This window comes from Type-C symbiont of Plautia stali (genome assembly GCF_059730935.1).
The window spans coordinates 581,637-594,410 of sequence record NZ_AP035924.1; the positions used below are offsets into that span (position 1 = coordinate 581,637).

Below are 12,774 nucleotides of genomic sequence, written 5' to 3' on the forward strand. Positions count from 1 at the left end.
TATGGGGCATTTTGCCGTTATTGCACCACCGCTCTACAGCCACTTTCACGCATTGCAGGCGCTGGCGCAAACGCTGCTGGCGCGCGGACACCGCATCACCTTTATTCAGCAAAGCGATGCACGCACCTTGCTGAGCGACGAGCGTATTGCCTTTGTGGCCGTCGGCGAGCGCACGCATCCTGCCGGATCGCTCTCCAGCGAACTCAGGCGGCTGGCCGCACCGGGCGGGCTGTCGCTGTTTCGCGTGATTCACGATCTGGCCAGCACCACCGATATGCTGTGCCGCGAACTGCCCGCGGTGCTGAAACGCCTGCAGGTCGATGGCGTGATTGCCGACCAAATGGAAGCGGCTGGCGGTCTGGTGGCAGAGGCGTTACAGCTGCCATTCGTGTCGGTGGCCTGCGCGCTGCCGGTCAATCGTGAAGCGGCCATTCCGCTGGCGGTAATGCCCTTTCGCTTTGCTCAGGATGAGAAAGCGCTGCAGCGCTATCAGGCCAGCAGCGACATCTACGACCGCATCATGCGTCGTCATGGCGCTGTGATCGCTCGTCATGCGCGCGCCTTCGGCCTGCCCGAGCGCCATGGCTTACATCAGTGTCTGTCGCCGCTGGCGCAAATCAGTCAACTGGTGCCCGCTTTTGATTTTCCACGCCAGCAACTGCCAGCCTGCTATCACAGCGTGGGCCCGCTGCGGACTCCAGTCGCTACCGGCGCGCTCGCCGCACCCTGGCCAGCGCTGCGCCAGCCAGTGGTATATGCCTCGCTGGGCACGCTACAGGGGCATCGTTTTCGCCTGTTTCTGCATCTGGCCCAGGCCTGCCGCAATCAGCAGCTGTCGCTGGTGGTGGCACACTGCGGCGGGTTGACTGCCAGCCAGGCACATCAGCTCAGACTGGCCGGTGCTGCGTGGGTGACCGATTTTGTGGATCAGCGGGCGGCGCTGCAGCATGCGCAACTGTTTATCACTCACGCCGGTCTGAACAGTGCGCTGGAAGCGCTGGAATGCGGCACGCCGATGCTGGCGCTGCCGATCGCCTTCGATCAGCCCGGCGTGGCGGCACGTATTGAGTGGCACGGCGTCGGCCGGCGCGCCTCACGTTTCAGCCGCGTCGCGCAGCTGGAGCACCACCTGCAACAGTTGCTGAGTGACGATCGCTATCGTCTGCGCATGTCAGCCATTCAGGCGCAGCTGCAGCGGGCCGGTGGCTGTACGCGCGCGGCGGATATTGTCGAGCAGGCGCTGTGTCAGCAGCAAATCGTGCTGGCGGAGGCCACCTGATGCGCGCACCTTATGATGTCATTCTGGTCGGTGCCGGCCTGGCTAACGGGCTGATTGCGCTGCGTTTACGCCAGCTGCAGCCCGCACTTAAAATTTTGCTGCTGGAGAGCCAGGCGCAGCCGGCCGGCAATCATACCTGGTCGTTCCATCGCGAAGACGTCAGCGAAGCGCAGTTTCGCTGGCTCGAGCCGCTGCTTTCGGCGCGCTGGCCCGGTTATCAGGTACGCTTCCCCACCCTGCGTCGCCAGCTGGATGGTGAATATTGCTCCATTGGCTCGGAGGATTTTGCCCGGCACTTACAGCAGGTGCTCGGTACCGCGCTACGCACCGCAGCGCCGGTCAGCGACGTCTCGCCCACCGGAGTCAGACTGGCGGATGGCGGGATGTTACAGGCGCAGGCGGTGATTGACGGACGCGGGCTGCAGCCGACACCGCATCTGCAGCTCGGCTATCAGGCATTTGTCGGTCAGGAGTGGCAGCTGGCCGCGCCGCATGGCCTGCAGCAGCCAATATTGATGGACGCCAGCGTCGATCAGCAGCAGGGTTATCGCTTTGTTTACACCCTGCCGCTCAGCGCCAGCCGTTTACTGATTGAAGATACCCATTACATCAACCATGCCACGCTGGATGCCGCACAGGCGCGCCGGCACATTACGGATTATGCCCACCAGCGCGGCTGGAATTTGCGCCAGCTGATGCGCGAGGAGCACGGTTCGCTGCCGATCACGCTCAGCGGCGATATCGATCAGTTCTGGCAACAGCAGCACGGACAACCGTGCAGCGGGCTGCGCGCCGGACTATTTCACGCCACTACCGGTTACTCGCTGCCCGCCGCGGTGGCGCTGGCGGAGATGATTGCCAGCACGCTGCCCGCCGATGCCCATACGCTGAGCCACTGCATCGAATCCTTTGCCCGTCAGCACTGGCGCGAGCAGCGCTTTTTCCGTCTGTTAAATCGCATGCTGTTTCTTGCCGGACGGCCTGAACAGCGCTGGCGCGTGATGCAGCGTTTTTACCGGCTTGACGCCGGATTGATTAGCCGCTTTTACGCCGGGCAACTGCGCCTCAGCGATAAAGCACGCATTCTGTGCGGCAAACCGCCGGTCCCTCTCGGCGAAGCGCTGCGCGCATTGATGATAACCTCTCCGTTACCAGGGAAGAAATAATGAAACGCACCTATGTGATTGGCGCAGGCTTCGGTGGCCTGGCGCTGGCGATTCGTCTGCAAGCGGCCGGCGTGCCGGTCACGCTGCTGGAGCAGCGCGATAAGCCTGGCGGGCGCGCCTATGTGTATCAGGATCAGGGTTTTACCTTTGATGCCGGTCCGACGGTGATTACCGATCCCAGCGCTATCGAGGCGCTGTTTACGCTGGCAGGCAAGCAACTCAGTGATTATGTCGACCTGATGCCGGTAACGCCGTTTTATCGCCTGTGCTGGGAAGACGGCAGGCAGCTGGACTACGACAACAATCAGGCGCAGCTGGAGCAGCAGATTGCTACTTTTAACCCACAGGATGTCGCCGGTTACCGCCAGTTTCTGGCCTATTCACAGGATGTGTTTCGTGAGGGCTATCTGAAACTTGGCACTGTGCCTTTTCTGCATTTCCGCGACATGCTGCGTGCCGGGCCACAGCTGGGTCGGCTGCAGGCCTGGCGCAGTGTCTACAGCATGGTGGCGAAATTTATTCAGGACGATCATCTGCGCCAGGCTTTTTCCTTTCACTCGTTGCTGGTCGGCGGTAATCCTTTTGCAACGTCTTCGATCTATACCTTAATTCACGCACTGGAGCGCGAATGGGGCGTGTGGTTTCCGCGCGGCGGTACCGGCGCGCTGGTTGATGGCATGGCGCGGCTGTTTCGCGATTTGGGCGGTGAACTGCTGCTCAACGCCGAAGTCAGCCAGCTGGAGACCGAGGGTAACCGCATCAGCGGTGTACAGCTGAAGGATGGGCGCCGTTTTGCCGCCGCCGCCGTTGCGTCAAATGCTGACGTGGTGCATACCTACGATCGCCTGTTAAGCCAGCATCCTGCAGCGCGTAAACGCGCGGCGACGCTGAAGCGCAAGCGGATGAGTAACTCGCTGTTTGTACTTTATTTTGGTCTTAATCATGCACACCCGCAGCTGGCGCACCACACGGTGTGCTTTGGTCCGCGCTATCGTGAATTGATCGATGAGATCTTCAATAGCAGCCAGCTGGCGGAAGATTTCTCGCTGTATCTGCACGCGCCCTGCTCCAGCGATCCGTCGCTGGCACCGGCAGGCTGCGGCAGTTTTTACGTGCTGGCGCCGGTGCCGCATCTCGGTACCGCCGCAATTGACTGGCAACAGGAAGGACCGCGCTTGCGCGATCGCATTTTTGCTTATCTGGAGGAGCACTATATGCCGGGTCTGCGACAGCAGTTAGTGACACACCGTATGTTTACGCCGTTTGATTTTCGCGACACGCTGCACGCGCATCAGGGCTCAGCGTTTTCGCTCGAACCCATTTTGACGCAAAGCGCCTGGTTCCGGCCGCATAACCGCGATGCCGACATCACTAACCTTTATCTGGTGGGGGCTGGCACGCATCCCGGTGCCGGTGTGCCAGGCGTGATTGGCTCCGCGAAAGCGACCGCCCAGCTGATGGTGGAGGATCTGACCGGATGAACCAACCGCCGCTGATTGAGCAGGTCACGCAAACCATGGCGCTGGGCTCCAAAAGTTTCGCCAGCGCTACCCGGCTGTTTGATCCTCCAACGCGCCGCAGTACGCTGATGCTGTACGCATGGTGTCGTCATTGTGACGATGTGATAGATGGTCAGACGCTGGGAGAAGGCGGCACACAGCACGCGGTGGCGGATGCCCAGGCACGGATGCGCCACCTGCAAATCGAAACCCGCCGCGCCTACAGCGGTGCCCACATGGATGAACCAGCGTTTCGTGCCTTTCAGGAAGTGGCGCTGACGCATCAGCTTCCCCAGCAGCTGGCGTTTGATCATCTGGAAGGATTTGCGATGGATGCGCGTGAAGAACGTTACGCGTGTTTCGGGGACACGCTGCGTTACTGCTATCACGTGGCCGGCGTGGTGGGGTTAATGATGGCGCGCGTGATGGGCGTACGTGATGAGCGCGTACTCGATCACGCCTGTGATTTGGGTCTGGCGTTTCAGCTGACCAATATCGCACGGGATATCGTTGAGGACGCGGAGAATGGCCGTTGCTATCTGCCACAAAGCTGGCTGGATGAGGCCGGACTGAGCGCCGCCCAGCTTGCCGATCCGCAACATCGCGCAGCGCTGGCCCCGCTGGCGGCGCGTCTGGTGCACGAGGCCGAGCCGTACTATCAGTCAGCGCGCAGCGGGCTGCCCGGACTGCCGCTCCGTTCGGCGTGGGCGATCGCCACCGCGCGCGGCGTTTACCGGGAAATTGGCGTAAAAGTGCAGCACGCCGGTGCCCGGGCGTGGGATGCGCGCCAGCGCACCAGTAAAGGCGAAAAGCTGGCGCTGCTGGTGAAAGGTGCCGGCGTCGCGCTTACTTCGCGCCTTGCTCATCCCCAGGCGCGTCCTGCCGGTCTGTGGCAGCGTCCGCGTTGACACGACGCCCATGGCGCTGGCGCAGCGTCGCCTGCAGCTTGTGCAGCGGCGGGGCGTAAAGAAAGCCAAAGGAAACGCAGCCTTCCCGTCCCCGCACCGCATGATGCATGCGGTGCGCCATATACAATCGCTTCAGATAGCCTTTGCGTGGAATATAGCGGAACGGCCAGCGCTGATGGACCAGACCGTCATGCACCATAAAATAGAGCGCGCCATAGGTCGTCATGCCAGCGCCAATCCATTGCAGCGGCCAGACACCGTTGACACCCAGCCAAATCAGGCCAATCGAAAGCAGCGCAAACACCACGGCATACAGGTCGTTGAGCTCAAATTTGCTCTCATGCGGTTCATGATGCGACAAATGCCAGCCCCATCCCCAGCCATGCATAATGTATTTATGCGACAGCGCCGCGACGATCTCCATCAGTATCACGGTAGCCAGCAGGATAAGCGCATTCCATAACCAGAGCATCATTGGTCCATTTGCGAAGAGTGAAAGTATAAAGGTGGACGTGGATAGCGAAAGGCGCAAGTCCCCGGCAAAAAAACGCACCGGCAGCGTAAATACCAGCCAGCTCACGGACGCGTGCTATCACCGTCAGACAAGCAAAGCGGCAAGAAGGTTATCCTGCATGGCGGCCGGGTGGGTCTGCTTTACATCGATTTAACAGCTGGTTAGTATAGCCAGCGGTTCAGCGGTCAAGGCTGCTGCGTACGCGTTAACGTCAATCAACGCACCATATGCAGAGACTTTCTGCCTCATTTCTATGGTGCGCAAACATGTCCCATACCGCTTTATCTACTGATTCTGCCCTGCGTCGTTCCGGCTTTTTCCTGCTGCTGCTGTTACTGACCGCCGCCAACTTACGCACGCCCATCACCGCCACCGGGCCGGTACTGGAAAATATTCGCCTGACATTTGGCCTGAGCGCCAGCGCTGCCGGCGTGATTAACTTTTTACCGCTGCTGATGTTTGCCACGCTGGCACCGCCAGCCGCCTGGTTTGGCAATCGCTTTGGCCTGGAGCGCAGTCTGTGGGGGGCGTTACTCCTGATCGTCCTGGGTTCACTGCTGCGAATCAGCGGCAGCGAAACGGCACTGTGGCTGGGGACGCTGATTCTCAGCAGCGGGATCGCGGCAGCCAACGTTCTGCTGCCGCCGCTGATTAAGCGGGATTACACCGCGCACACCGCGCGTTATATCGGGCTGTATGCCATGACCATGGGCATCACCGCCAGCATTGCTTCCGGCGTGGCCGTGCCGCTGGCCGAATTGAGCAGCGCCGGCTGGCGTCTGTCGCTGGCGGTCTGGCTGATTCCGGCGCTGGTCGCGCTGCTGGCATGGCTGCCGCAGCTGAAAAATCCCGCGACGCATGAGCAGCGCGCGACAGAGGTCACCGTAACGCGTTCGCCGTGGCGTTCTGCGATCGGCTGGCAGGTGTCGCTGTTCATGGCCAGCCAGTCGTTACTGTTTTATACCCTGATTGGCTGGTTTACCCCGTTCGCACAGGATAATGGCATCAGTCAACTCCAGGCGGGCGGCATGTTGTTCATCTATCAAATTGTGGCGATCGCCTCCAATCTGGCCTGTATGCGGGCGCTGAAGCAGTTGCGCGATCAGCGTCTGATCGGGCTACTGGCCTCGCTGTCGATTTTCATCGCGGTGACCGGCCTGCTGCTGGCACCCGCATGGTCGCTGTTGTGGCTGATTCTGGCAGGCCTCGGTGCGGGCGCCTCGCTGCTGATCAGCCTGTCACTGTTTAATTTACGCACCCGGGACCATCGCCAGGCCTCGAAACTTTCCGGCATGGCGCAGTGCGTGGGGTACGGGCTGGCAGCGCTGGGGCCGCTGTGCTTCGGCATGCTGCATGATGTCAGCGGCAGCTGGCAGCTCCCGCTGCTGATGCTGTTGGCGGTAAGCGCGCTGCAAATGGCGATGGCGCTGCTGGCCGGACGCGACCGCGCTATCTGACCTCAGACCGTGACGGCGTTAAGCGCCTCCTGTCGTTCCAGTTCGCGCACGCGTGGGATAACTTCCCGCCCAAAGAACTCCACCTCTTCATGGAAATGCAGAAACGCCAGCAGCAGTAAATCCACGCCAGCGCGTTTCTGCTCCATGATGCGCTCAGCAATTTGCTGCGGCGTGCCAATCAGATTGGTTTTGAAACCGTCGTTGTATTGCACCAGATCCTCAAAGGAGGATTTGGCCCAGTTGCCCTCGCCTTCCGGCGACGCGCTGCCGGCATTTTTCACCTCATGCTGGAAGCCTTTCACCGCATCCGGATTGGCTTTGGCGATGATCTCCTGCAGCACCGCCTGGGCTTCCTGTTCGCTCTCGCGGGCGATGACAAAACCATTCAGGCCGATTTTAACGGCGTGCTGATTGACGGCGGCTTTGGCGCGGATATCGTCTACCTGCTGGCGTACGCTCTGTGGCGTATTGCCGTTGGTGAAGTACCAGTCAGACACCCGTGACGCCATATCCCGCGCGGCGCGCGAGCTGCCGCCCTGAAAAATTTCCGGTAGCGGATCGAGTGGTTTAGGCTTGAGCGCGTAGTCGCGGAAGGAATAAAAATCTCCGGCGAAGCTGAAGCTGCTTTCACGCCAGATGCCGCGCAGGCAGCGAATAAACTCTTCCGAACGCAGATAGCGCTCTTCGTGATCGAGCCAGGGTTCACCAATCGCTTTGAACTCGCCGCGAAACCAGCCGCTGACAATGTTCACCGCGATGCGCGGACCGTACAGATGGCTGATGGTAGCGATCTGCTTCGCCGCCAGCGTCGGGTTCCACGGCCCCGGCAGCAGCGCGGCAATCACTTTGAGTTTTGTGGTGTGGCTCAGCAGATCCTGAGAGAAGGTGACTGATTCGTGCTGATTATCAGCGCCATAGCCAGCGGTGAAGCGAATCTGCGTCAGGGCATAATCGAAGCCAGCGCGTTCAGCGATTTTCGCCAGTTCACGGTTGTACTCCGCGTCCCAGCGCGTGCGCTGCTCGATCTGACTGATAACTAAACCCCCTGAAACATTAGGCACCCAGTAAGCAAACTGCAGCGGTTTTACCTGTGACATAGGTTTCTCCTGAGACTTCTTATAGCTGGATTAATGGAAAATTATCTTCATTAATGCTTTTGGCTATAAGAGGCTATGCAGTGAGCGTGCCAGTTCCTGGCAGAGATTAAGCGCCTGATTTGCGGGCTAATTGAAGGAGAGGATGAGGAATGACTGTTGCGGATGCAGCAGCCGCTGTCGCCAGGCTGTTGCAATTGCAGCCGCTCCGGCGAAAAGGGCGCTACTCCGCGTGCTGAAAAGCCTGCAGCGCGCTTCGGGTGGCGGCATCGTCAACGGCGGCGCTGAGCAGCGCATCAAGCAGACCAGGAAAGCGCGCGTCCAGATCGTCGCGTCGCAGTGACAGCAGATTCTCGCGGCCAGAGGGTTTTTGCCAGATTACGCCGCTGTCACGCAGTACCCGCCAGTGGTGGGTTAAGGTTGATTTGGATACGCCTTGCAGCAGCGAACCGCAGCTGCGCTCCTCCCCCTGTGCCAGCAGCGCGACGACCGCCATGCGCATCGGATTGCCCAGCGCGGCCAGCACATTCTCCAGCCTGATGGCGTCACGCGACGGATGATTTTCCAGCATTGCTTATCTCTGTAAAGGCGTAAGACAGCAAATTATCCGTGAGTCGGCGGGCGATGTATAGCGCAGTACGAGCGGTGCGCCAATCGCGCTGCGCTAATTTACGATGTCACATTGCTGCTCTATGCTTGTCACCATCTTCCACTCTTTCTTCATCACAACATGAATGCAAATCCGATAGCGCATCCCGCTGCTTTGCGGTCCCTCCAGGCGTTGTGTCTGGTCAATTTTTTCATGGCCGACGTGCGGGATGGACTGGGCCCTTTCCTGGGGATCTTTCTTACTGAGCATGGCTGGAGAGCGGATGATATTGGCTGGGCGATGACTGCCGGCGGTTTAGCCGGTCTGCTGGCTACGCTGCCGGCGGGTCTGGCAACCGATGCCACGCACCATAAAAAAGGGCTGCTGATTCTGGCCTCACTGCTCATTACGCTGGCCACCCTGATGCTGTGGTGGTTTCCATACGGTGGAGTGGTAGTGGGCTCGCAGGTGGTTACCGGCCTCGCGGCCGCGCTTATTGCCCCATTACTGACCGGCGTGACCCTCGGCCTGACCGGCTCTCAGGGGTTCAGCCAGCAGATGGGTAAGAACGAGGCGTTCAATCATGGTGGCAATATGACTGCCGCGCTGTTTGCCGGGTTTGCCGTCTGGCTGTGGGGCACCGATGCGGTTTTTATCCTGATGACCGCGATGGCACTGTGCGCATGTTTTGCCGTGGCCGCCATTCAGCGTAACGCGATCGATGACCGCGCGGCGCGCGGCGGTGCCGGACAGCAGGCCGCAGAGCTTCCGGGTTTCTCTGCCCTGCTACGCAATCCGGTGCTGCTGATTACCGGACTGACGCTGCTGCTGTTTCACCTCGGCAACGCCGCGCTGTTACCGATGCTGGGCATTCGCGCGGCGGCAACGCACAGCGGACAGCTCAGCCCCGGTGTTTATACCGCTGCAACCGTGGTGATTTCGCAATGCGTGATGATTCCCGTGGCGTTATTCGCCGCCCGAAACGCCAGCCGCCTCGGTTTCCCGCTGCTGATCACCCTCGCGCTGGTGGTGCTGCCGGTGCGTGCCGGCATCGCCTCCCTGTTCGATGGCACCTATGCGATGGTACCGGTACAGATTCTTGATGGTCTGGCCGCCGGGCTGCTGGGCGTGGCAGTACCGGGCTACATCGTCAGCGTGCTTGACGGCAGCGGACACACCAATGCCGGCCAGAGTTTCGTCATGCTGATGCAGGGCGTGGGCGCGGCATGCAGCCCGGCACTGACCGGCAGCATCGCCGCCGCCTGGTCTTATCAGGTCGCTTTCGCCGTGCTCGGCAGCATTGCCCTCGCCGCACTGATGCTCTGGAGCCTCAGCCAGCGCATCAGATGGGTTAAAAGCCGGGCGTGAGGTGATATCTTTCCACCCGGCTTTAGTCGCGCTTCGATAAGCCGGGATAATACCTATTCCGTCCGGGCGCTGGCGCGGTTAGTGAGCTGTGCTTTGGCCAGGGTGCGCGCCAGGATTGAGGAATAAAGCGGTTTGCCACCAAAGAACTGCGCCGCCAGCGTTGCGCCCAGGCAGGTGATGATCATCGGCAGAATCAGTTGATAGTTATTGGTCATTTCCAGCACCAGCACGATGCCGGTAAGCGGCGCGCGCACCGAGGCGGCGAACAGCGCGCCCATCCCGGCGACGGCAAAGGTGGCGGCTTCCAGCTGATAATGCGGGAACCAGTCGGCGCTCAACTGACCAAAGCAGGTGCCCAGCAGCGTGCCCAGCGTCAGCATGGGCGCAAAAATACCGCCCGGCGCGCCTGAAGAGAAGCAGCAAATGGTGACCAGCGTGCGCAGCGCGAAGAGAGCAAACAGCGCCAGCGCGCCATAGTGTCCGGTAGCGAAATCCGGAATCAGCGTCGTTCCGCCGCTCACCGCCTGCGGCAGCAGTAAACCCAGCACGCCGCACAGTCCGGCCAGCAGGCTACCGAACAGCACCCAGCGCCCGGTACGTCCGAGATGCAGGCGCTGAAACTGGTCCTGTGCGAGAAATATCAGCCGGTTGAACGCCACGCCGCAGCCGCCAAACAGCACACCCAGCACCAGATAGAGCCACAGTGTCTCAGTGGGCGCGTCACGCAGCTGACCGATATTAATGATGGCTTCGTTACCGTTGAGCACGCGAAAGACAATGCTCGACATGATCACGCCAACAAACACCGCTTTTATCGATATCAGGCTATAGCGAAACTGCGGGCGCATCTCTTCGATAATGAACAAAATGCCGGCCAGCGGCGCGTTGAACGCCGCCGAAAGCCCCGCCGCGGCACCGGTCGCCAGCAGCGTATGGCGTGATTCAGAATCGCGCACGCGAAACAGATCGAGGCACATACCACCGATGTTGCCGCCAATCTGCACCGTGGGTCCTTCGCGTCCCAGCACCATGCCAGAGCCCAGCGCGCCCATGCCGCCGATAAATTTAACCGGCAGCACGCGCCACCAGCGCACCGGGCGCAGCTCTTCCAGCGCGCCCTCGATTTCCGGAATGCCCGAGCCTCCCGCCTCTGGCGCGAAGCGGCGCACCAGAAAATAGCCGATGCCGCCCAGCAGCGCCGAAATAAAAAACGCGCTCAGCAACGCCATGGCCAGGTTATCCGCACGCTCTGTCAGCCAGCCGATCCGCAGGTGGAGAATAAAATTGACCGCGCGATCGAAAGCCACACCCACCAGCCCGGTAAGGATACCGACCAGCGCGGCCAGCAGCAGCAATGCCAGCGGGGTTTTATCGCGTCGCAGCAGTTTTTGCAGCAGCATAAAGCGCCCGGCGCGCATCGCGTTGGCAGGCTCGGTGGCATCAGGTAAGGCAGACATCGTCATCCTCAATTACAACTGTTGAGCGCATTGGCAGCGCCGGAAAGAGTTTGGGCTTAGCATAACCAAAATTACCTGATCGGTAACTCAATCATTCGCAACATAATTTTACCTCAGGCCGCGCGATGTGGCGTAGGCGCCAGGCTGGGTTGCGATCGGGCGCAACAAACCGGGCAGAAAATCCGCTACGCGGTGCAGGCTTGCTGCAGCATGCTCACAGAATTTTGCGCGGTGGATTGACGCGCCGACGGCAAATCACCATGATCGCGCCAGGATTAGTCACCCCGGAGCCACAAGGTGTCGGAACTCAGTAATGCATTGCTTGAAGAGATTGTCACGGACGTACGCCCCCTCACCCGTCAGGGGAAAGTGGCAGATTATATCCCGGCGCTGGCCGGCGTGGATGCCGATCAACTGGGCATCGCCATTGCCACCGCCGATGGACGCAGCTATCAGGCCGGCGATGCGGGCACGCGTTTTTCAATCCAGTCCATCTCCAAAGTCCTGTCGCTTACCGTCGCGCTGACGCTGTACGAGGACGCCGAGATCTGGCAGCGCGTGGGCAAAGAGCCATCCGGCCAGGCATTCAATTCTCTGGTGCAGCTTGAACTGGAACAGGGAAAGCCGCGCAATCCATTCATTAACGCCGGCGCGCTGGTAATGTGCGATTTGCTGGAAAGCCGACTCACCGCGCCACGCCAGCGCATGCTGGAGTTTGTGCGTCGTCTGGCACAGCAGCCGGACATTCAGTATGACCGTGCGGTCGCGCGCTCTGAATATGAGCACTCGGCGCGTAACGCCGCCATTGCCTGGCTGATGAAGTCGTTTGGCAACTTTCATAATGACGTCAGTAAAGTAATGGAAACCTACTTTCACTACTGCTCGCTAGCGATGAGCTGCAGCGAACTGGCGCGCACGTTTCTCTATCTCGCCAATCACGGTCGCACGCTGGATGATGAGTGGACGGTGATCTCTGCACGCCAGGCGCGGCAGGTGAACGCATTGATGATGACCAGCGGCATGTACGACGGCGCCGGAGAGTTTGCCTGGCGCGTGGGCATGCCGGCTAAATCCGGCGTCGGCGGCGGGATTGTCGCAGTGATTCCCGGTGAGATGAGTATTGCCGTCTGGTCACCGGCGCTGGATCATTCCGGTAACTCGCTGGCCGGCACCGCCATGCTGGAGAAACTCACGGAGCGGCTGGGGAGATCGATATTTTAAGGCCCGGCTCATACTGAGAGTCTTCCCTGTAAATGAAAAGAGTTAAACAATGAGCCGCCCGTTTATATCGGTGCGCATAAATGCGCACCCTACGGAAATCGTGTAATTTCTTGCTGATTGCGATCGATGGCGTGCAATAAAGTTGCAAGTGACCTGTTTATATCGGTGCGGATCGATGCGCACCCTGTGTAAATAGTGCAAATACCTTGTAGGGTCGCCATT

11 protein-coding genes are annotated in these 12,774 nt (G+C 60.2%); 7 read left to right on the top strand and 4 right to left on the bottom strand.

Features of this window, described 5'->3' with window-relative positions; translation table 11 throughout:
• Nucleotide 1 precedes the first annotated feature (1 nt).
• The 4 genes from AC6I7J_RS21870 to crtB are packed head-to-tail and all read left to right on the top strand — an operon-like array spanning nt 2 to nt 4,852.
• On the top strand, nt 2-1,279 hold the full coding sequence (locus AC6I7J_RS21870) for a glycosyltransferase (RefSeq protein ID WP_498007339.1): 1,278 nt from the start codon (nt 2-4) through the stop codon (nt 1,277-1,279).
• Nucleotides 1,279-2,445 (top strand): lycopene beta-cyclase CrtY, encoded by a 1,167-nt coding sequence (gene crtY, locus AC6I7J_RS21875; protein WP_498007340.1) that lies wholly within the window; start codon nt 1,279-1,281, stop codon nt 2,443-2,445. Before AC6I7J_RS21870 ends, crtY begins: the two co-directional genes overlap by 1 nt.
• Nucleotides 2,445-3,926 carry a phytoene desaturase gene (locus AC6I7J_RS21880; protein ID WP_058770350.1) on the top strand — a complete coding sequence of 494 codons (1,482 nt, stop codon included), beginning with the start codon at nt 2,445-2,447 and terminating at the stop codon, nt 3,924-3,926. The genes crtY and AC6I7J_RS21880 overlap by 1 nt, the downstream gene beginning before the upstream one ends.
• Complete coding sequence (gene crtB, locus AC6I7J_RS21885; protein ID WP_498007341.1) at nt 3,923-4,852, top strand: 15-cis-phytoene synthase CrtB; 930 nt, start codon at nt 3,923-3,925, stop codon at nt 4,850-4,852. Before AC6I7J_RS21880 ends, crtB begins: the two co-directional genes overlap by 4 nt.
• On the opposite strand, the gene AC6I7J_RS21890 is transcribed toward crtB, so the two are convergent.
• Nucleotides 4,791-5,324 carry a sterol desaturase family protein gene (locus AC6I7J_RS21890; protein WP_022547228.1) on the bottom strand — a complete coding sequence of 178 codons (534 nt, stop codon included), beginning with the start codon at nt 5,322-5,324 and terminating at the stop codon, nt 4,791-4,793. The two genes, crtB and AC6I7J_RS21890, sit on opposite strands and share 62 nt — an antisense overlap.
• Nucleotides 5,325-5,632: 308 nt before the next feature.
• On the opposite strand from AC6I7J_RS21890, the gene AC6I7J_RS21895 reads away from it, so the two are divergent.
• Nucleotides 5,633-6,823 (top strand): CynX/NimT family MFS transporter, encoded by a 1,191-nt coding sequence (locus tag AC6I7J_RS21895; protein WP_498007342.1) that lies wholly within the window; start codon nt 5,633-5,635, stop codon nt 6,821-6,823.
• Between the two features lie 2 nt (nt 6,824-6,825).
• On the opposite strand, the gene sfnG is transcribed toward AC6I7J_RS21895, so the two are convergent.
• On the bottom strand, nt 6,826-7,920 hold the full coding sequence (sfnG, locus tag AC6I7J_RS21900; RefSeq protein WP_498007343.1) for a dimethylsulfone monooxygenase SfnG: 1,095 nt from the start codon (nt 7,918-7,920) through the stop codon (nt 6,826-6,828).
• 220 nt (nt 7,921-8,140) lie between these two features.
• A complete protein-coding gene (locus AC6I7J_RS21905; RefSeq protein ID WP_104093428.1) occupies nt 8,141-8,488 on the bottom strand; it encodes an ArsR/SmtB family transcription factor in 348 nt (115 codons plus the stop codon).
• 159 nt (nt 8,489-8,647) lie between these two features.
• Between AC6I7J_RS21905 and AC6I7J_RS21910 the strand changes: the two genes are divergently transcribed.
• Entirely contained in the window at nt 8,648-9,874 is a 1,227-nt protein-coding gene (locus tag AC6I7J_RS21910; protein ID WP_031279972.1) for an MFS transporter, read from the top strand.
• A gap of 53 nt (nt 9,875-9,927) precedes the next feature.
• Here the strand turns inward: AC6I7J_RS21910 and clcA are convergent, their stop codons facing one another.
• Nucleotides 9,928-11,331 carry a H(+)/Cl(-) exchange transporter ClcA gene (gene clcA / locus AC6I7J_RS21915; RefSeq protein WP_081315776.1) on the bottom strand — a complete coding sequence of 468 codons (1,404 nt, stop codon included), beginning with the start codon at nt 11,329-11,331 and terminating at the stop codon, nt 9,928-9,930.
• A gap of 297 nt (nt 11,332-11,628) precedes the next feature.
• On the opposite strand from clcA, the gene glsB reads away from it, so the two are divergent.
• Nucleotides 11,629-12,552, top strand: a complete 924-nt coding sequence (gene glsB / locus AC6I7J_RS21920) for a glutaminase B (RefSeq protein WP_282954467.1) — start codon at nt 11,629-11,631, stop codon at nt 12,550-12,552.
• Nucleotides 12,553-12,774: the final 222 nt, after the last annotated feature.